This window comes from Paraburkholderia terrae, from assembly GCF_002902925.1.
Classification (GTDB): Bacteria; Pseudomonadota; Gammaproteobacteria; order Burkholderiales; family Burkholderiaceae; genus Paraburkholderia; species Paraburkholderia terrae.
This window is the reverse complement of the sequence record NZ_CP026111.1, coordinates 67,662-86,684: the sequence shown is the minus strand read 5'-3', so window position 1 is coordinate 86,684 and position 19,023 is coordinate 67,662. Positions and strand designations below refer to the sequence as shown.

The 19,023-nt window shown below is 63.0% G+C and carries 18 protein-coding genes; 13 read left to right on the top strand and 5 right to left on the bottom strand.

Features of this window, described 5'->3' with window-relative positions; translation table 11 throughout:
* Positions 1-138 precede the first annotated feature (138 nt).
* Both C2L65_RS00405 and C2L65_RS00400 read left to right on the top strand, forming a co-directional pair.
* Positions 139-1,413 carry an MFS transporter gene (locus C2L65_RS00405; protein WP_042312928.1) on the top strand — a complete coding sequence of 425 codons (1,275 nt, stop codon included), beginning with the start codon at positions 139-141 and terminating at the stop codon, positions 1,411-1,413.
* Between the two features lie 279 nt (positions 1,414-1,692).
* Complete coding sequence (locus C2L65_RS00400) at positions 1,693-1,875, top strand: hypothetical protein (RefSeq protein ID WP_007582094.1); 183 nt, start codon at positions 1,693-1,695, stop codon at positions 1,873-1,875.
* 852 nt (positions 1,876-2,727) lie between these two features.
* Here the strand turns inward: C2L65_RS00400 and mgrA are convergent.
* Positions 2,728-3,771 carry an L-glyceraldehyde 3-phosphate reductase gene (gene mgrA, locus C2L65_RS00395; protein ID WP_042304995.1) on the bottom strand — a complete coding sequence of 348 codons (1,044 nt, stop codon included), beginning with the start codon at positions 3,769-3,771 and terminating at the stop codon, positions 2,728-2,730.
* A 309-nt stretch (positions 3,772-4,080) separates the two neighbouring features.
* On the opposite strand from mgrA, the gene C2L65_RS00390 reads away from it, so the two are divergent.
* On the top strand, positions 4,081-4,281 hold the full coding sequence (locus C2L65_RS00390) for a DUF3185 family protein (protein WP_028363859.1): 201 nt from the start codon (positions 4,081-4,083) through the stop codon (positions 4,279-4,281).
* Positions 4,282-4,294: 13 nt separating this feature from the next.
* On the opposite strand, the gene C2L65_RS00385 is transcribed toward C2L65_RS00390, so the two are convergent.
* Positions 4,295-5,056: a phytanoyl-CoA dioxygenase family protein gene (locus C2L65_RS00385; protein ID WP_042304996.1), complete on the bottom strand. Its 762-nt coding sequence runs from the start codon at positions 5,054-5,056 to the stop codon at positions 4,295-4,297.
* 414 nt (positions 5,057-5,470) lie between these two features.
* Between C2L65_RS00385 and C2L65_RS00380 the strand changes: the two genes are divergently transcribed.
* Complete coding sequence (locus C2L65_RS00380) at positions 5,471-5,833, top strand: hypothetical protein (RefSeq protein ID WP_042304997.1); 363 nt, start codon at positions 5,471-5,473, stop codon at positions 5,831-5,833.
* A 224-nt stretch (positions 5,834-6,057) separates the two neighbouring features.
* Here the strand turns inward: C2L65_RS00380 and metK are convergent, their stop codons facing one another.
* Entirely contained in the window at positions 6,058-7,245 is a 1,188-nt protein-coding gene (gene metK, locus C2L65_RS00375; RefSeq protein WP_007744723.1) for a methionine adenosyltransferase, read from the bottom strand.
* Positions 7,246-7,518: 273 nt separating this feature from the next.
* On the opposite strand from metK, the gene C2L65_RS00370 reads away from it, so the two are divergent.
* The 9 genes from C2L65_RS00370 (at position 7,519) to hslU (ending at position 16,984) form a co-directional block, all read left to right on the top strand.
* Entirely contained in the window at positions 7,519-8,403 is an 885-nt protein-coding gene (locus C2L65_RS00370; protein ID WP_042304998.1) for a lipid A biosynthesis lauroyl acyltransferase, read from the top strand.
* Between the two features lie 54 nt (positions 8,404-8,457).
* Positions 8,458-9,318, top strand: coding sequence for a diaminopimelate epimerase (gene dapF, locus C2L65_RS00365; protein WP_042304999.1), 861 nt, complete (start codon positions 8,458-8,460; stop codon positions 9,316-9,318).
* A gap of 82 nt (positions 9,319-9,400) precedes the next feature.
* The gene (locus tag C2L65_RS00360; RefSeq protein ID WP_042305000.1) at positions 9,401-10,120 is read left to right on the top strand and encodes a DUF484 family protein; all 720 of its coding nucleotides are present in this window, start codon (positions 9,401-9,403) and stop codon (positions 10,118-10,120) included.
* Positions 10,121-10,131: 11 nt separating this feature from the next.
* Entirely contained in the window at positions 10,132-11,055 is a 924-nt protein-coding gene (xerC, locus tag C2L65_RS00355; protein WP_042305001.1) for a tyrosine recombinase XerC, read from the top strand.
* Between the two features lie 86 nt (positions 11,056-11,141).
* Positions 11,142-12,344 (top strand): class I SAM-dependent rRNA methyltransferase, encoded by a 1,203-nt coding sequence (locus tag C2L65_RS00350; RefSeq protein ID WP_042305002.1) that lies wholly within the window; start codon positions 11,142-11,144, stop codon positions 12,342-12,344.
* A 178-nt stretch (positions 12,345-12,522) separates the two neighbouring features.
* Positions 12,523-13,605, top strand: coding sequence for a CobW family GTP-binding protein (locus C2L65_RS00345; protein WP_174485029.1), 1,083 nt, complete (start codon positions 12,523-12,525; stop codon positions 13,603-13,605).
* A gap of 603 nt (positions 13,606-14,208) precedes the next feature.
* Positions 14,209-14,628, top strand: coding sequence for an RNA polymerase-binding protein DksA (gene dksA, locus C2L65_RS00340; RefSeq protein ID WP_007582076.1), 420 nt, complete (start codon positions 14,209-14,211; stop codon positions 14,626-14,628).
* Positions 14,629-15,094: 466 nt separating this feature from the next.
* Positions 15,095-15,631 (top strand): ATP-dependent protease subunit HslV, encoded by a 537-nt coding sequence (hslV, locus tag C2L65_RS00335; protein WP_042305004.1) that lies wholly within the window; start codon positions 15,095-15,097, stop codon positions 15,629-15,631.
* 9 nt (positions 15,632-15,640) lie between these two features.
* Positions 15,641-16,984 (top strand): ATP-dependent protease ATPase subunit HslU, encoded by a 1,344-nt coding sequence (hslU, locus tag C2L65_RS00330; RefSeq protein ID WP_042305005.1) that lies wholly within the window; start codon positions 15,641-15,643, stop codon positions 16,982-16,984.
* 99 nt (positions 16,985-17,083) lie between these two features.
* Here the strand turns inward: hslU and C2L65_RS00325 are convergent, their stop codons facing one another.
* Both C2L65_RS00325 and C2L65_RS00320 read right to left on the bottom strand, forming a co-directional pair.
* Positions 17,084-17,626, bottom strand: coding sequence for a response regulator transcription factor (locus tag C2L65_RS00325; RefSeq protein WP_042305006.1), 543 nt, complete (start codon positions 17,624-17,626; stop codon positions 17,084-17,086).
* Positions 17,623-18,927, bottom strand: a complete 1,305-nt coding sequence (locus C2L65_RS00320; protein ID WP_042305007.1) for an ATP-binding protein — start codon at positions 18,925-18,927, stop codon at positions 17,623-17,625. The genes C2L65_RS00325 and C2L65_RS00320 overlap by 4 nt, the downstream gene beginning before the upstream one ends.
* Between the last annotated feature and the right edge of the window lie 96 nt (positions 18,928-19,023).

Below are 19,023 nucleotides of genomic sequence, written 5' to 3'. Positions count from 1 at the left end.
ACGGCTCACGTTCCTTTCCTGTTGCCGGATTCGACGACGTGGTACGCGCAATCGGCGTATCGTTGACCCTTCGCGCTGATTGCACACATTTATTGCGCGAGTCTCTGCGTCGTTTCAATCGTTTCCGGGAGTTTTGTTGTGACCGCATCGTCGGACCCGAGTCGGCCCGCTGATTCATCGTCTTTCGCTTCATCCTATTCAGCTTCCTCCACCGGCGCGCCGTATCTCGAGCGCGGCACGCGCGCCTACTGGCGTGCGAGTCTCGCGCTGCTGTTTGCCGGCTACGCGACGTTCTCGCTGCTCTACTGCGTGCAGCCGCTGTTGCCCGCGTTCTCCGCTTCATTCGACGTCAGCCCCGCGCAGAGCAGTCTGTCGTTGTCGCTGACGACGGCGGCGCTCGCGCTCGCCGTTTTTGTTGCGGGCTTCGTGTCGGAAGGGTGGAGCCGCCATCGGTTGATGACGGCTTCGCTCACCGCTTCTTCGCTGCTGACGCTCGCGGTCGCGTTCACGCCGCAATGGCACGCGCTGTTGTTGCTGCGTACGCTCGAAGGGCTGGCGCTCGGCGGCGTGCCCGCCGTCGCGATGGCCTATCTCGCGGAGGAAGTGCATCCCGACGGCCTCGGCCTCGCGATGGGCCTGTACGTGGGCGGCACGGCTATCGGCGGAATGGCGGGGCGTGTGATCACGGGCGTCGTCGCGGATCTGTTCTCGTGGCGCGCGGCGATCGGCACGATCGGCGTGCTCGGCATTCTGTCGATGCTCGCGTTCCGCTCGCTGCTGCCGCCTTCGCGCCATTTCGTCCCGCGCCGCGGACTTGGCTTTTCGCATCACCGCTCGGCGCTCGTGAAGCATCTCGGACGGCCCGGTCTGCCGCTGCTGTTTCTGATGGGCTTCGTGCTGATGGGTAGTTTCGTCACGCTCTACAACTACATCGGCTACCGCTTGCTCGCGCCGCCGTTCGGGCTGAGTCAGACGGCTATCGGCGGGATCTTCGTCGTGTATCTGACGGGCGTGGTCGCGTCGCCGTGGTCGGGTCGCATGGCCGATACGTTCGGGCGCGGGCGCGTGCTGATCGGCAGCATCGTCATCATGCTGTGCGGTTTGCTGTTAACCGTCACGCAGTCGCTTGCGTTGATCGCGTGCGGGATCGCTTGTGTGACCTTTGGCTTCTTCGCCGGACACGCGGTCGCAAGCGGCTGGGTCGGGCGGATCGCGAAGGAAGCGAAAGGCCAGGCGGCCGCGCTGTATCTGCTCGCGTACTACCTCGGATCGAGCATCGTCGGCTCGTATGGCGGGCGCGTGTGGGCGGCTTATGCGTGGACGGGGGTGGCTGCGCTCGTCGGCGGATTGCTGGTGATTGGCATACTGGCGTCGGCGCGGCTGCGGGCTCGCGAGCGCGTCGGCATGGCGTAGACGTTACGCGGCGTTGCTCTAATGAACGCTACGCCCGCTCGCGTTTCCACCGATAAAGCGCATATTCAGAAAGGTCGACGTAAGCGGGCGTTCGCATGGCGCGGAATTTCGCGCGTCGCTGTGATGATGGCGCAAAGCCTTGTCCCGCTTGGCTGCGCATCGCGAGGGACAGAAGCCCGCGTGCGCTTTAGCCCACAATACGCGTCGATAGCGTCTCCTATACTGGTACCAGGCGCGCCGCATGCAGTCGCGTCGGACGAGTACACAAAGGAGACAGGCATGCACTACTTCACGATCGGTGATTTCATTCTGGTCATTCCGATGGCGTTGGCAGGGGCGCTGTTCCTGGGCGCGCTGCCCTGCAAAACCGAGTTCAGGCACAACACGCTGCGCGTGCTTGGCGCGCTGCTGGGTGTGGTGTTTGCGGTCGTGCTGGTGGAGGGGCTGCCTGCGTTGGTGTAGCGGTTTGCTTTTGTTTTTTGTTCTTGCATTTGCGCTGGCATTCGGAGGGCGGTGTTTTGCTGCGCAAGCTGTATGGTTTGCAGGTGTTTTGCGCTGGCATCCGCGATTCGTTAGCGTGCTTCACGCGTCGCCCCTGTGCGGGGCGGCACCTACTTTTCTTTGCCGCCGCAAAGAAAAGTAGGCAAAAGAAAGCGGCTAACACCGCCAGCCCATCTTCCTATCCACGGGCCCCCAACGTCCCCACACTTCATACGGCACCGCCCTTGTTCGCGTGCGTTGCCAACGCCTCGAATAAACGCCTCACCCGCTTCGAATTCCCGTACTCAGGCAAGCGGCGGCGAACTGTATATGCCGCCCAGGTGGCAAACTGTGTGTAGGTTGTCGCGTCGTATGCGTTAGCGCTCTTACAAGGTGGTGCGCGTGTACTATCGGTCTGGAGTGATGCGTGTGGAGCACAAGGGGCCGACACACAGTTTGCCACCTGGGCGGCGGTGGACTATCCGGCACGGCATGCTGTAGTGCGAGTGCGTGAAGCGGGTGAGGCGCTCATTTGGAGCGCTGGCAACGAACGTGGGTCACGTGATTGCCGTGTGAAGTGAGGGACCGGTTGGGGTCCCTCATGCGGGGAGAAATGTTGGCGGTGTGAGCCGCTTTCTTTTGCCTACTTTTCTTTGCGGCGGCAAAGAAAAGTAGGTGCCGCCCCGCACAGGGGCGACGCTTGAAGCGAGCTAACGAAACGCGGATGCCAGCGCAAAACACATGCAAACCAAACAGCTTGCGCAGCAAACACCATCGCCCTCAGGATGCCAGCGAAAGCAAAAACCAAAAAACTGAGCACCCCTGCTCAACCCTTTAGATATGCTGATCCGTCGACGGCTTCTCCCACAGGTTCACGCTACCTTCCGTCGCATAGCGGTCAATCTCGGCAAGCTCTTCCGCCGTGAACGACAGATTCTTCAGCGCCGCGACATTCTCGCGAACCTGCTCGGCCTTGCTCGCGCCGATCAGCGCCGAGGTCACGCGCGGATCGCGCAGCGTCCATGCGAGCGCCATCTGCGCGAGGCTCTGACCGCGACGCTGCGCGATGTCGTTGAGCTTGCGCACACGCTCGATGTTCTGCTCGCTCAGATGCTCCTGCTTCAATGAGCCGCCGCCCGCCTTGTTGACGCGCGCGTCCTGCGGCACGCCGTTCAGGTACTTGCCCGTCAGCACGCCTTGCGCGAGCGGCGTGAACGCGATCGCGCCCGAGCCGGTTTCTTCCAGCGCGTCGAGCAGTTCCTCTTCGATCCAGCGGTTCAGCATGTTGTACGCCGGCTGATGGATCAGCAACGGCACCTTGTATTCGGCCAGCAGCTTCGCCATTTCGCGCGTCTTCTGCGCGGAGTACGACGAAATGCCGATGTACAACGCCTTGCCCTGCTGAACGGCGCTCGCGAGCGCGCCCGCCGTTTCTTCGAGCGGCGTGTCGACGTCGAAGCGATGCGAATAGAAAATGTCGACGTAGTCGAGACCCATGCGCTGCAGGCTCTGGTCGAGGCTCGCGAGGATGTACTTGCGCGAGCCGCCACCCTGGCCGTACGGGCCGGGCCACATATCCCAGCCGGCCTTCGACGAGATCAGCAGTTCGTCGCGATACGGCTTGAAGTCGTCCTTGAAGATGCGGCCGAAGTTGGTTTCCGCGCTGCCGTACGGCGGCCCGTAGTTGTTCGCGAGGTCGAAGTGCGTAATGCCGAGATCGAACGACGTGCGCAGGATGTCACGCTGCGTCGAGATCGGCGTGGTGTCGCCGAAGTTGTGCCACAGGCCGAGCGACAGCGCCGGCAGTTTGAGACCTGACTTGCCGCTAACGCGGTACTGCATGTCCGAATAGCGTGCTGAAGCTGCTTCGTAAGCCATTGATGGTGTCCTTGTCGAGAACAGGAGTGGAGTCTGCGATGCGACGCGCGCATCGCGTGAATAATGCGTGTTTGTTGTAATTGATGATGCCTTGTTGCGAAGCGCCGCCTTGCAGATCCCATACACGGATATCCGCGATCTGATACCGGTATCACACCGGCGCGTCATCACGCATACGCGGCCCAACACGCTATGTTAACCAATCGCCGCGCTCGCTGCAGACGCCCACATTGCGGGAAGCGAACATGGACTCGGCGCCGCCCATCACCTAGACTTTCGGCCACCGTAATCCATCGACAAGGAGTGTTCATGACCAAAGCGATCTCGCTCGCATTGATCGTCGGCGGCGTGGTGCTGCTGTACTTCGGCGGCCAGTCGTTTCATTCGTTCAGCAACGACGTGTCGCGCGTGTTCACCGGCTCACCGACCAACAAGACCATCTTCCTGATCGCAGGCGGCATCGTCGCGACGCTCGCCGGATTGATCGGGCTCGCGTCGTCGAAGCGCTAAGTCGCCAACAGGTTCAGAACGCCACTTCGGGCTTGGACGCGGAGCGTGTGCCCGGCAGCGGCACGTTGCTCGCGCCGTGATAGGTGAAGACCAGCGAGAACTTCACCTGATCGGACAGGTTCTTGCCCGCCGAATGCAGCGTGTTGCAGTGGAAGAAGACGACGTCGCCCGCCTTCAATGCGGGCGACACCGCTTTCTGGATCAATGCGTCGTTCTCGGGAAGATCGGAGCGGAAAAACTTCGCGTCGTCGAAACGCTCCGACGTGAATGCCGCCGAGTGCGAGCCGGGCACGAACCAGAGCGCGCCGTTATCGACGGTTTCGTCGCCGAGCGCGAGCCACACCGACACCAGATCGTCCCGCTCGAACGACCAGTAACGCACGTCGCGATGCCAGCCCGTCAGGCTGCCGTACGCGGGATGCTTGGTCATCATGCAGTTGTGATGCGCGCGCGACAGGCGCGGCTCTTCGCCGAAATACAGTTCCATCCAGCCGCGAATCTCAGGCGCCGTCGCCCAGGCGGCAAAGTGCGGATGACGCGCGTACGCGTCCAGCAGCCGCCGCACCGTATGTCCGCCCGGCGCGTGCTTCGACTCCGGCGCGCCCGGATAGCGCAGGTCCGCTTCGAATTCGACGGGATTAGCGGCTTCCTGCAACTGCTGGCGCGCGATCTGTTTCATCTCAGCGCAGCGCTCGGGCGTGATGAGACCCGGGACGATGACATAACCCTGATCCCGCAGCACCTGGATCTGCTCTTTCTTCGAATGGACTGACATGGACGTTCCGTTCAGCTAGCGTTCGTTCGACAACGGCTTCTCATTGTAAAACGGGCACGATCGTACCGGCGCCAGTCATGCGTTTCTCTTGCGCCCGACGTGCAATCGGGACGGGCGAAGCTGCACGCCGGATGGGCAGCCATGCACGTTCGTCGAGCGCAAAGGGCGCGATCGTGCGGGCTTCATCCTCGTAAAAACCCTGATCCCTCCGGACTTTCGACGGTCACGAATCACGTGTAGCCTGTCGTGCATGTCGATTGCAACACACGCTATCCCGCTATCGGCACGGCCATTCGCAGCCGCTGCTGATTCATTCCGTCTTTCCTCAGGCTATTGCGTCCCACTCGCTGGCATGGATGGTGCTGCTTTTGCCGCACCTTTCGTCGCGTGTCACGTCGCCTGATTCCTAAAGCCATGCACAGCCCATTGAGCACTCGCATCACCCACGCGTTCAACGCCGCGCGTCCCGCACGCCGCCATGTGGCGCGCGCCCTGCGTCACCATACCGCGCGCACACGCGCGCTCGCCGAGCAACTGCGCGACGCGAAACCCGTCGATAATGTGCGCACCTGGTTCCGCACCTTTTTCAGCGCACTGAGCCTGCAAGGCGCGTCTCGGCGCTTCTCGCTGCGCACGCTGCTGCGAAACCCGGCGCCTGTGCGGATGCTCGGCGTGTCGCCGCGCGCCGCCAAGCCCGCGAGCGTGGCGCATCCGACTAGCCGCCGTCCGCGCCGTCTGTCGGTGACGAGCGAAGGTTGGTTCGCGTTTGCGCGCTGAGCACGGGCCCGTTCGTTTTCGCGCTCGTATGAGATAGGTGCGCCGCTGCGGCCATTAATGCGTCGTGGCGCGCGTGATCTGCGCACGCGGCTCGCACGAAACCGCCGCACCAAAACAAAACGCCCTGCATGCGCTTCTCCGCGCATGCAGGGCGTTTTCGCTTCCTGCCATCTGAACCAGCACACCGCGCGACAATCAGCCGCGCGGCGTACTCAAAGCTTCACTCAGGCAAGAGCGGCAACCGGCTCCGTGCCGGCGGCTTCTGCCAGCGCGAGTGCCTTGTCGGTCGCTTCCCACGAGAATTCCGGCTCTTCGCGGCCAAAGTGGCCGTAAGCTGCCGTCTTTTCGTAGATCGGGCGCAGCAGGTCGAGCATCTGGACGATGCCCTTCGGACGCAGGTCGAAGTGTTCCTGAACCAGACGCGTGATCGTCGCATCCGACACGCGGCCCGTGCCGAACGTGTTGACCATCACCGAAGTGGGCTGTGCCACGCCGATTGCGTACGACACCTGGATCAGCGCGCGCGATGCGAGGCCCGCCGCGACGATGTTCTTCGCGACATAGCGGCCAGCGTACGCAGCCGAGCGGTCGACCTTCGACGGGTCCTTGCCCGAGAACGCGCCGCCGCCGTGCGGAGCCGCGCCACCGTACGTATCGACGATGATCTTGCGGCCCGTCAGACCGCAATCGCCCTGCGGGCCGCCGATCACGAACCGGCCGGTCGGGTTCACGAGGAACTTGATGTCACCCTTGATCAGATCAGCGGGCAGCGTCGGCTTGATGATCTCTTCGATCACGGCTTCGCGCAGTTGCGCGAGTTCCATTTCCGGTGCGTGCTGCGTCGACAGAACCACGGTGTCGATCGAATGCGGTTTGCCGTCGACGTAGCGGACGGTAACCTGCGACTTCGCGTCCGGGCGCAGCCAGGGCAGACGGCCGTCGCGGCGCAGATTCGCCTGACGCTCGACGAGGCGGTGCGACAGGTAGATCGGCAGCGGCATCAGTTCGGGCGTTTCGTCACATGCGTAGCCGAACATCAGGCCCTGGTCGCCAGCGCCCTGGTCGAGGTTGTTGTCGTGCGCACGGTCGACGCCTTGCGCGATATCCGGCGATTGCTTGTCGTACGCGACGAGCACTGCGCAGCCGCGGTAGTCGATGCCGTAGTCGGTGTTGTCGTAGCCGATGCGCTTGATCGTATCGCGCGCGACCTGGATGTAATCGACGTTGGCCGTCGTGGTGATTTCACCCGCCAGCACGACGAGACCCGTGTTGCACAGCGTTTCCGCGGCAACGCGCGAGTATTTGTCCTGGGCGAGGATCGCGTCGAGGATGGCGTCCGAGATCTGGTCGGCGACCTTGTCCGGATGGCCTTCGGAGACGGATTCAGAAGTGAAGAGGTAGTCGTTAGCCACGTTACAGGCTCCCTTATTGGTTACGGTTGAGTTTCACGTAGCCTGCTTCGAGCCTGAAGCGGCGACGCTTTAGCGGATTTCCTGACCGTCGGCCGGCTATCTGAAAGATAAGCGTCCGTCGGCTTCGCCCCGCAAGTTGTCTATTAACTCGGCGAAGCCCTTATTATAGCGACTTCTTTCTTTTGTCACAGAGTGTCTGCGCGTGCGGTATATCGACTCTTTTGTTGTTTTTCTTTACCCGGCGTGGTCTCGCGCACAAATTGGAGCCACCGCATGCTGAGCCGACTGGGCGTCACCCTCGCTATCGGCCTGCTCAAGCTGTTTGCTTTGCTGCCGTATGGCTTCGTCGCGCGTCTGGGCGACGGCCTCGGCTGGCTGCTCTATCAGATTCCGAGCCGCCGCCGCCGCATCGTCCACATCAACCTGAAGCTGTGCTTCCCCGAGTGGAGCGACGAGCGCCGCGAGGAAGTCGCGCAAAAGCACTTCCGGCACGCGATCCGCAGCTATCTCGAACGCAGCGTGCAGTGGTTCGGCTCGGCGAAAAAGCTTGAAAAACTGATCCAGCTGGACAGCGAAATCGACCTTACCGACCCGAATCTGCCGCCCACGCTGTTTCTGGGTTTCCACTTCGTCGGTATCGAGGCGGGTTCGATCTTCCTCAACTATTCGCTGAAGCGCCCGTGCGGCTCGCTGTATCAGCCGATGTCCAACCCGCAACTCGAAGCCGTGGCGAAAGCGCAGCGTGGCCGCTTCGATGCCGAAATGGCCAGCCGCGCCGACAGCGCACGCATCGTGCTGCGCTGGCTGCGCGATCGCAAGCCGGTGATGCTCGGCGCCGACATGGACTACGGCATGCGCAATTCGACCTTCGTGCCGTTCTTCGGCGTGCCGACCTGCACGCTGACGGCCGTAGGGCGCCTCGCGAAAGTCGGGCGCGCGCAGGTGGTGCCGTTCATCGGCGAAGTGCTGCCGAACTACAAGGGTTACCGGCTGAGGGTGTTCAAGCCGTGGGACAACTACCCCACGGGCGACGACGACGCCGACGCCCGCCGCATGAACGAGTTTCTCGAAGAGCAGATTCCGCGCATCCCCGAGCAGTATTACTGGGTCCACAAGCGCTTCAAGACGCGCCCGCCCGGCGATCCGAGTTTTTACTGAAGCGCGGCGGCGCACAGTGGGCGAGAGGTCCGGCCAGTCACTTACAATAGCGGCATGAAACTGAAATTCACCAAGATGCACGGCGCGGGCAACGATTTCGTCGTGCTCGACGGCTACACGCAACCGCTCAACCTGACGGAAGCGCAGGTGCGCGCGCTCGCGAACCGGCATTTCGGCGTCGGCGCGGACCAGCTGCTGGTGGTCGAGAAGCCGACCGTCGAAGGCGTCGATTTCAGATACCGCATCTTCAATTGCGACGGCGGCGAGGTCGAGCACTGCGGCAACGGCGCGCGCTGCTTCGTCAAGTTCGTGCGCGACACGCGCCTCACCGACAAGCAAAGCGTGCGTGTACAGGTCCAGAAAGGCGTCATCACGCTGACCATGCAGGCGAACGGCGAAGTCGTCGTCGATATGGGCGCGCCCGTGTTCGAGCCGGCTCAGGTGCCATTCGACGCAAGCGGACTCGATGCGCGCCGCGAAGGCAACGACACGCTCTATCCGCTCGACGTCAACGGCCCGACGCGCTGGGTGTCGGTCGTATCGATGGGTAATCCGCACGCCGTGCAGATCGTGGACGACGTCGAGGCGTTCCCCGTGCTGGCCGACGGTCCCGTGATCGAAAACCATCCGCGCTTCCCGCAGCGGGTCAACGCGGGCTTCATGCAGATCGTCAGCCGCAGCGAGATCAAGCTGCGTGTCTACGAGCGCGGCGCGGGTGAAACGCTGGCATGCGGCACGGGCGCCTGCGCGGCCGTCGCGGCAGGCATCCGCCGCGGCTTGCTCGACGCGCCCGTCAAGGTCCACACGCACGGCGGCACCCTAACCATCACGTGGGACGGCGAGCCCGCGTCGCCGCTGATGATGGCAGGCCCAGCCGCCACCGTGTTCGAAGGCGAAATAGAGCTGGCCGACTGAATGCATCACCGCCATGCGGAGGCTGGACCGCGTGGCGCGGCAGCAAGACAGCAACGAAGCGCGCAACCATTAAGCTGAAACCATGAACGAACGCGAAGTCGCCGACTACCTGCTAGCCAACCCCGAATTCTTCGCCGAGCACGCGGAACTGCTCGCCTCCGTGCGGCTCGCCAATCCGCACGGCAAGGCTGCCGTGTCGCTGCAGGAACGTCAGATGGACATGCTGCGCGAGAAGAACAAGCATCTCGAGCGGCGTCTCGCCGAACTGCTGCGCTACGGACACGAAAACGACAGCATCGCGTCGAAATTCGGTCGCTGGACGACGCGCGTGATGGCCGAACGCGATCCAGGCGCGCTGCCGCGCACGATCGCCATGGGCCTGCGCGACGTGTTCGACGTGCCGCAAGCGGCGCTGCGCGTGTGGGAAGTGTCCGAGCCGTACTCGCAGGCGGAATTCACGCGCCACGTCGGTGAGGAAGTGCGCATCTTCGCGAACAGCCTCGCCACGCCGTACTGCGGCGCGAATACGGGCTTCGAGGCGGCGCAGTGGCTGACGCCCGCCGTGTCGGCCGTGGCCGGCGACGCCACGGCCTCGGGCGACGGCGTGTCCGTGAACGGCACCGAATCGATCGCGCTGATCGCGCTGCGCGACCCGGAAGCGTCGAATGACGCCGCCGCGTTCGGGCTGCTGGTGATGGGCTCGCCCGATTCGCGCCGCTTTCACGACGGCATGGCCACTGATTTCCTCACGCAGATCGGCGCGCTCGCGAGCGCCGCGCTGAGCCGTTTGCTGCCGCGCTGAGCGTCCGTCACGTGACCTCCGCCGACCCGATCGCCACCTATCTGTCGAGCCTCGAGCACGAGCGGCGGTTGTCGGCGCATACCTTGCGCGCCTACACGCACGAACTCGATGAGCTGAAAAAGCTCGCGAACGGACGGCCGCTGGAAAGCCTCACCGCTACCGACATTCGCGGCGCTGTCGCCCGCGCACATGCAGGCGGGCTGTCGGCGCGCTCGATCGGGCATCGGTTGTCGGCGTGGCGCGCGTTCTACCGCTGGCTCGCCGGACGCATCGAGCTGCCCGCGAACCCGGTCGCGACTGTACGCGCACCCAAACGCGCGAAGACGCTGCCGAAAGCGCTCTCCGTCGACGACGCGCACCGGCTGATGGAAGCGCCCGCGACCGCCACGGCTGAAGGCGCGCGCGATCACGCGATGCTCGAACTGTTCTATTCGTCAGGCTTGCGTCTGTCGGAGCTTGTCAACCTCGACGTGCATTTCTTCGACGCCGATGGCTATCGCTCGACGGGCTGGCTGAAGCTCGACGAAGCGGAAGTCGAAGTGCTCGGCAAAGGCAACCGGCGGCGCACGGTGCCCGTCGGCAGCAAGGCGCTCGATGCGCTGCGCGCGTGGCTCGCCGTGCGCGGCGAACTGCTGAAGCTCGATCCGTATCCGCTGTTCGTATCGGCGCGCGGCAACCGGATGTCGCCGAATGTCGTGCGCGATCGCGTGAAGCGCATGGCGCTCACGGCGGGCATTCCCGCCAATGTTCATCCGCACGTGCTGCGTCATTCGTTCGCGACGCACGTGCTGCAATCGAGCGGCGATCTGCGCGCCGTGCAGGAACTGCTCGGCCACGCGAGCATCGCCGCGACCCAGGTCTATACCGGCCTCGATTTCCAGCACCTCGCGCGCATCTACGATCAGGCGCACCCGCGCGCCAAAAAACGCGACTGACGCCGCCCGACCTCAGGTCACGCAGCCAGTCATATCTGATTTGCCGCTTCCGGCGGCATATTGTTCTGCTGAATCCTCACGAAGTCATGAATACCGTTACGCTCAAACCGTCGAAAGAGAAATCGCTGCTGCGCCGCCATCCGTGGGTCTACGCGAATGCGATCGACCGCGTCGACGGCAAGCCCGCCGCCGGCGCCACCGTGCTGGTGCGCGCGCACGACGGCCGCTTTCTGGCGCGCGCCGCGTACAGCCCGCATTCGCAGATCCGCGCGCGCGTCTGGAGCTTCGACGAAAGCGAACCCGTCGATCACGCGTTCTTCAAGCGCCGCGTGCAGAGCGCGCTCGCGCACCGTCAGTCGATGGTGCGCAACACGGGCGCGACGCGGTTGATCTTCGGCGAGGCGGACGGCCTGCCGGGATTGATCGTCGATTACTACATCCAGGACGACGATTCGAAGCGTGGCCAGATCGTTTGCCAGTTCATGGCAGCGGGCGTCGAAGCATGGAAGGACGCGATCGTGCAGGCGCTGATCGGCGCAACGGGCTGCCCGAACGTCTATGAGCGTTCGGACGTGTCGATCCGCGAAAAGGAAGGGCTCGAACAGACGGTCGGCGTGCTCGCCGGCGACGCGCCGCCCGAGACGCTGATCGCCAGCGAAAACGGCGTGCGCTATCACGTCGATGTGCGCAACGGCCACAAGACGGGCTTCTACGTCGATCAGCGCGACAACCGTGCGCTGGTGCAGGAACTGTCGAAAGACCGCGACGTGCTGAACTGCTTCTGTTACACGGGCGGCTTTTCGCTCGCGGCGCTCAAGGGCGGCGCGAAGCGCGTGGTTTCGATCGATTCGTCCGGCGAGGCGCTGGCATTGGCTCAAGCAAACGTCACCGCGAACGGCTTCGACGCCGAGCGCGCCACCTGGATCGATGCCGACGCGTTCAAGACACTGCGCCGCCTGTACGACGACGGCGAGCGCTTCGACCTGATCGTGCTCGATCCGCCGAAATTCGCGCCGTCGCGCGAGCACGTGGACCGCGCCGCGCGCGCGTACAAGGACATCAACCTCACCGGCCTCAAGCTGCTGCGGCCGGGCGGTCTGCTGTTCACCTACTCGTGCTCGGGCGCGATCGATGCTGAACTGTTCCAGAAGATCGTCGCCGGCGCGGCGGCCGATGCGCGCGTCGATGCGCGCATTCTCAAGCGGCTCGGGGCGGGCGTCGATCATCCGCTGCTGACGGCGTTCCCGGAAGGCGAATATCTGAAAGGCCTATTGTTGCAAATCGCCTGATCGCCCATAGTTAAGGCGTTATTTCCCTGGCGTTGACGGGGCTTTGGCCGTGCAGCAGCGGCGCCCCGGCACTTATGCTTCAATATTCAGCTGAATTCATGCGGTTCGGGCCCTGCGCGTGGCGCGCGGTTCGCACCCCAGTTTGACGAACACAAGGCGACTTCACATGGCGAACAACATGATTCCCGTCACTATCCTGACCGGCTTCCTCGGCAGCGGCAAAACCACGCTGCTCAAGCGCATCCTGAACGAGAAGCACGGCATGAAGATCGCCGTGATCGAAAACGAGTTCGGCGAAGAAAACATCGACAACGACATCCTCGTGCAGGACACGGGTGAGCAGATCATCCAGATGAGCAACGGCTGCATCTGCTGCACGATTCGCGGCGACCTCGCGCGCGTGCTCGGCGATCTCGCCGCGCAGAAGCAGGAAGGCAAGGTGGACTTCGACCGCGTCGTGATCGAAACGACGGGCCTGGCCAACCCCGGCCCTGTCGCGCAAACCTTCTTCATGGATAACCAGATCGCCGACGAATTCCTGCTCGACGCGATCATCACGCTCGTCGACGCGAAGCACGCCGACCATCAGCTCGACGAGCACGAAGTCGTGCAGCGCCAGGTCGGTTTCGCGGACCGTCTGTTCATCACCAAGTCCGATCTCGTCGACGAAAAGGTGGTTGGCGATCTGCGCCACCGCCTGCTGCACATGAACCCGCGCGCGCAAATCCGCGTCGTGAACTTCGGTGAAGCGGACATCAAGGAAATCTTCGACCTGCGCGGCTTCAACCTGAACTCGAAGCTCGAAATCGATCCGGACTTCCTCGCCGAGGACGACCACGATCACGCGCATCACGACCATGACCACGATCATGATCATGACCACGCGAACTGCGATCACGATCACGGCAAGTGCGATCACGAAGGCCACGATCACGGCCATCATCACCACCACGCGCATCACGACGACAAGATCAAGTCGTTCGTTTTCCGCAGCGATCGCCCGTTCGATCCGAACAAGCTCGAAGACTTCCTCGGCGGCATTCTGCAGATTTATGGTGAACGCCTGCTGCGCTACAAGGGCGTGCTGTACATGAAGGGCGTCGATCGCAAGGTCGTCTTCCAGGGCGTGCATCAGATGATGGGCAGCGATCTCGCCGCCAAATGGCAGCCCATCGAGAAAAAGACCAACAAGATGGTGTTCATCGGCATCGAACTGCCGCAAGACCTGATCACCGACGGTCTTGAAGCCTGCCTCGTCTAAATCGTTCTACTGGCTGGGGTGGACGCCTTTTAGCGTCCGTCCCAGCTGCCATCTGTTCGCTTCCCAACGCGAAAAGACCTCAAAAGCGCAAGCGCGGCAATTTAAAAGCCGGTTTACGGTCAAAGCACGTGAAAACCCTGTCACGAGAATACGTGTACGACCATCGCTTTTTAGTGAACAGCGCGTTATATTTTCACGATAAGTGGAGTTTGCGGCAGGGATTTCCCCCGCTTGCGGTTTCGTATTGTGATTCAGTTACAATACGGCCCCACTGGAGAAAGAGAACGATTTGCCCGGTGTAAAGCGCGTAGTCGCTTCGCAGCCGTGCCGGGCCGATAAACGGCGCCGGAAAATCTAATCCGGGGACATCGCCGATATGCCGGCCGGTCACACTCCGGCTTATAACGCGCTGCCGGGAAGCATTGCCTCAGGAGCATTGGAAGAATCGGTTTCCAGAGGAGTTCGGCCCCGCATCGGCGCTTCGGCGTCACGACAGCCCACCGTCCGTGTTCGCCGGCGCTCATTTGAGCGTCATCGAGGCGCCTTTGCGGGCAACACGAAAGTGCGGGCAATGATTTGCCTCACATTGACGAAGCAAGCCAGATGACGACGAAACGACTCTTGACCGAAGCCGAAATCCTGAAGATGAGCGACAAGGATTACATGAATGAGGATCAGCTCGCTTTCTTCAAGAACCGGCTCGAGCAGCTGCAGGCGGACATTCTCCGCAATGCCGGCCAGACCACCGAGAACCTCCGCGAAACCGTGATCGTGCCGGACCCGGCCGACCGCGCGACGATCGAGGAAGAGCATGCGCTGGAACTGCGCACGCGCGACCGCGAACGCAAGCTGCTGAAGAAGGTGCAGCAATCGATCGCACGGATCGAATCGGGCGACTACGGCTGGTGCGAAGAAACGGGTGAGCCGATCGGCATTCCCCGCCTGCTCGCGCGTCCGACCGCCACCCTGTCGCTCGAAGCACAGGAACGCCGCGAATTGCGCCAGAAGCTGTTCGGCGACTGATCGACGGGCGGCGCGGTTTTCGGGGTCCGCGCCCCAGACACGCTTCGTCAGAGGCGCACGGTGAACCGTGCGCCTCTTTTTTCTTTTCAGGCTGCGCTTTTTTCGGTCCGCTTGCCGGTTTGCATGGGCTAATCGGTAAATGCGCGACGCATAATCTGACGTGCGGGCGGTCCGTCAGCACCTTTTACTGCCGTCGAAGCCTCGACAGCGCATTTCCCAGTCACCGCACCCTTTCCGCCTTTTCTCGCGCCCGTTCGACTCGGGCTCTTGATATGGCAGCGTCCGCCCTAAAATAAATCCGACATGCGTTGCACGCGCGCGCGACACCCAGCATCGCGCGCCGGCCGCTCTCGGATTCCGTGGTGGCGCATTGGCGTCTCCGCGTCCTCTGTCGACCCAGAGTTAGCGCTTTAGCGCTTACTCTGGTCCCTCGCAAAGTATTTGCGGTTTTGGAAAAGGAACGCATATGGAGCAATTTCACGGCACGACGATCGTCTCCGTGCGCCGCGGCGACAAGGTCGCGCTCGGCGGCGACGGCCAGGTCACGCTGGGCAACATCGTCATGAAGGGCGGCGCGAAGAAGGTCCGCCGCATCTACAACGGCAAGGTGCTGGTCGGGTTCGCCGGCGGCACGGCCGACGCGTTCTCGCTGCTCGACCGCTTCGAAGCCAAGCTCGAAAAGCATCAGGGCAATCTCACCCGCGCCGCCGTCGAACTGGCGAAAGACTGGCGCACCGACCGCATGCTGCGGCGTCTGGAAGCCATGCTGATCGCGGCTGACGCGACCACCACGCTGGTCATCACCGGCAACGGCGACGTGCTCGACCCGGAAGGCGGCATCTGCGCGATCGGCTCGGGCGGCGCGTACGCGCAGGCCGCCGCGAAGGCGCTCGCCGACAACACGGATCTTTCGCCGCGCGAAATCGTCGAAAAGTCGCTGGAGATCGCCGGCGACATGTGTATCTACACGAACCACAACCGCGTCATCGAGACAATCGAGTAAGGACACACGATGAGCACCATGACTCCCGCCGAGATCGTCTCGGAACTCGACAAGCACATTATCGGCCAGCATCGCGCGAAGAAGGCCGTCGCGGTTGCGTTGCGCAACCGCTGGCGCCGCCAGCAGGTCGCCGACCCGCTGCGCCAGGAAATCACGCCGAAGAACATCCTGATGATCGGGCCGACGGGCGTCGGCAAGACTGAAATTGCGCGTCGCCTCGCCAAACTCGCCGACGCACCGTTCATCAAGATCGAAGCGACCAAGTTCACGGAAGTCGGTTACGTGGGCCGTGACGTCGACAGCATCGTGCGCGACCTGATCGAAATCTCGGTCAAGCAGACGCGCGAGACAGAAATGCGCAAAGTCCGCACAAAGGCGGAGGATCTCGCCGAAGACCGCATTCTCGACACGCTGCTGCCGGGCGCGCGCACGGTCGGCTTCGGCTCGGGTTCGGAATCGTCGGGCGGCGACGAATCGAACGCGACGCGTCAGACGTTCCGCAAGCGTCTGCGCGAAGGCCTGCTCGACGACAAGGAAATCGAACTCGACATCGAGATGCCGCAAACTACGATGGACATCATGGGGCCGCCGGGCATGGAAGACATGACCGAGCAGATCCGCTCGATGTTCGCGAACCTCGGCGGCGGCAAGAAGACGCGCCGCAAGGTGAAGGTGAAGGAAGCGCTGAAGCTCCTCACCGACGAAGAAGCCGCGAAGATGCTCAACGACGAAGAGGTCAAGACGAAGGCCGTGCAGAACGTCGAGCAGAACGGCATCGTGTTCCTCGATGAAATCGACAAGATCGCGTCGCGCAGCGAAGCCGGCGGCGGCGAGGTCTCGCGTCAGGGCGTGCAGCGCGATCTGCTGCCGCTCGTCGAAGGCACGACGATCAACACGAAGTACGGGATGGTGAAAACCGATCACATCCTGTTCATTGCGAGCGGCGCGTTCCATCTGGCGAAGCCGAGCGATCTGATTCCCGAACTGCAAGGGCGCTTTCCGATTCGCGTCGAACTGGATTCGCTGTCGGTGAAGGACTTCGAAGCGATTCTCGACGCCACCGACGCCAGCCTCGTCAAGCAATACCAGGCGCTGCTCGAAACGGAAGACGTTCACCTCGAATTCGCCGACGACGGCATCCGCCGTCTTGCGGAAATCGCTTACTCGGTGAACGAGAAGACGGAAAACATCGGCGCGCGCCGTCTTTATACGGTGATCGAAAAGCTGCTTGAGGAAGTCTCTTTCTCGGCAGGTAATCATGCCGGCAAGAACGTGATGATCGACGCGGCTTATGTGGATCGCGCGTTGAACGAGGTCGCGCAAGACGAGGACCTGTCGCGCTACGTGCTGTAACGCGCGTCGTCAGGCTGGCGAACGGCCAAACGAAAGGGCGGCGCTCCGCAAGGAGCGCCGCCTTTTTTTCATGGTCGTCCGCAAAAAACTACGGCAAGGTCACTGCTTGACCGGCCGCTTCGCGAGCTTGCGCTGCAACGTGCGCCGGTGCATGTTCAGCGCGCGCGCCGTCGCCGAAATGTTGCCGCCGTTTTCCGCGAGCACGCGCTGGATGTGCTCCCACTCCAGCCGCGCGACCGACAGCGGCGTCGGATTCTCGATCGCCTCTTCGGCCTGCAATGAACTCGCTTCCGTTTGCAGCGCGGACAGAATCGTTTCGACGTTCGCGGGCTTCGCCAGATAGTTATCCGCGCCGTCCTTCACCGCCTGAACGGCCGTCGCGATGCTCGCATAGCCCGTCAGCACCAGCATCCGCGCGTTCGGTTGCAGGTCGCGCAGCGGCGCGACGAGATTCAGCCCGGAGTCGTTGCCCAGATGCAGGTCGACGGTGATCTGCCCGAACTTCTGCTGATTCGCGAGGCGAATCGCTTCGTCGGCGTTGTGCGCTTCGGACACCGTGAAGCCGCGACGCGTCAGACCGCGCGCGAGGATGCCGGAGAACACTTCGTCGTCGTCGATGACCAGAAAATTCTTATCGCTCATGCTTGCTTCTCCGTATTGGACGACGCGGCGCCCTGCCGGCCCGCGCCCGTTTGCTCGCGGGCCAAAGGCAACCGCAATACTGCGCGCGTGCCGCGCGGCTTGATTTCGCTGACGTCGGTGAGCTCGATCGATCCGCCGAGCCGCGCCGCCGCCGAAAACGCCAGATACAGCCCGACACCGTGTCCGCCCTGCGTGCTGTCGACGGGCGCCGCGCCGAGCAGGCCGCGCAGCGACGCCGGCACGCCCGGACCGGCGTCGCAGACTTCGAAGTCAATCGAATCGTTGTCGGCGAGCGTCGCGGCGAGCGTCACGTGATCGCGGCTCGCGCGCGCGGCGTTGTCGAGCAGGATGGTCAGAATCTGGCTGATGGCGACGGTGTCGTCGACACTGACGTTCGCGGGCGGCTCGCCGAGGCGCTCGAACTTGACGTGCGGATGGCGCAAGCGCCACTGATTGACGAACGAATCGAGCCATTCGTCGACCAGTTGCCTGCTGCCTTGCGTCGATGCGCGGCTGCGCAGGCGCGCCAGCGCCGACGTGCATAGCGTCATCTGCTGGTCGAGGATGTCGAGGTCGGCGGAATAAGGCTTCAGGCCTTCGTCGCTGCGCGCGGCATCGCGTAGTTCTTCCGTGAGCATTGCGATCGTCGACAGCGGCGTGCCCATTTCATGCGCGACTGTCGCGGCCTGCACGCCGAGCGCCACCGCGCGCTCGTCGCGCAGCAGACGCTGTTGCGCATCGCCGAGCGCCGCGTCGCGTTGACGCAGCCCGCGCGACATGCGCGCCACGAACCACGCGATCAGGCCGACGCTGACCATGAAGTTCACCCACATGCCGGCGCGGTAGTAGTCGAACAGATTCGCGGGATTGTCGAGATTGAGCGGCACTGATTCGAAACCGAGCACCGCGTAACACGCCACGGCGAACGCGGCGAGCCACGCCATCAGATGCCACGGCAGCACGGCCGCCGCAATCGCCAGCGACGGCAGGTACAACGAGACGAAAGGGTTGGTCGTGCCGCCCGACAGAAACAGCAGCGCGGACAGCGCGCCGAGATCGACCCACAGTTGCCCGAACAGCTCGAGGTTCGACTCGGGCTTCTGGCTCGCGACGCGCAGCCACGTCAGCGCATTGAAAATCACTTCGAGCCCGATGATGAGCAGCATCGCCGGTAACGGCAGCTTGACGCCGACAAAGGTCTGGACGAACGCAATCGTCACGAGTTGCCCGATGATGGCAAGACTGCGTAGCCAGAAGAGATGCCCGAGGTTGACCCGGCCGGTGACGGTTATGCGCTGCATCCTGCGAGTTTAGCTGTTGGGAGGGGTCTGATTCATCTAGCGAATGTTCGGAACTATAGTGGTCTTTATCGTTTCCGGCGCGGCCGACAATCTCCA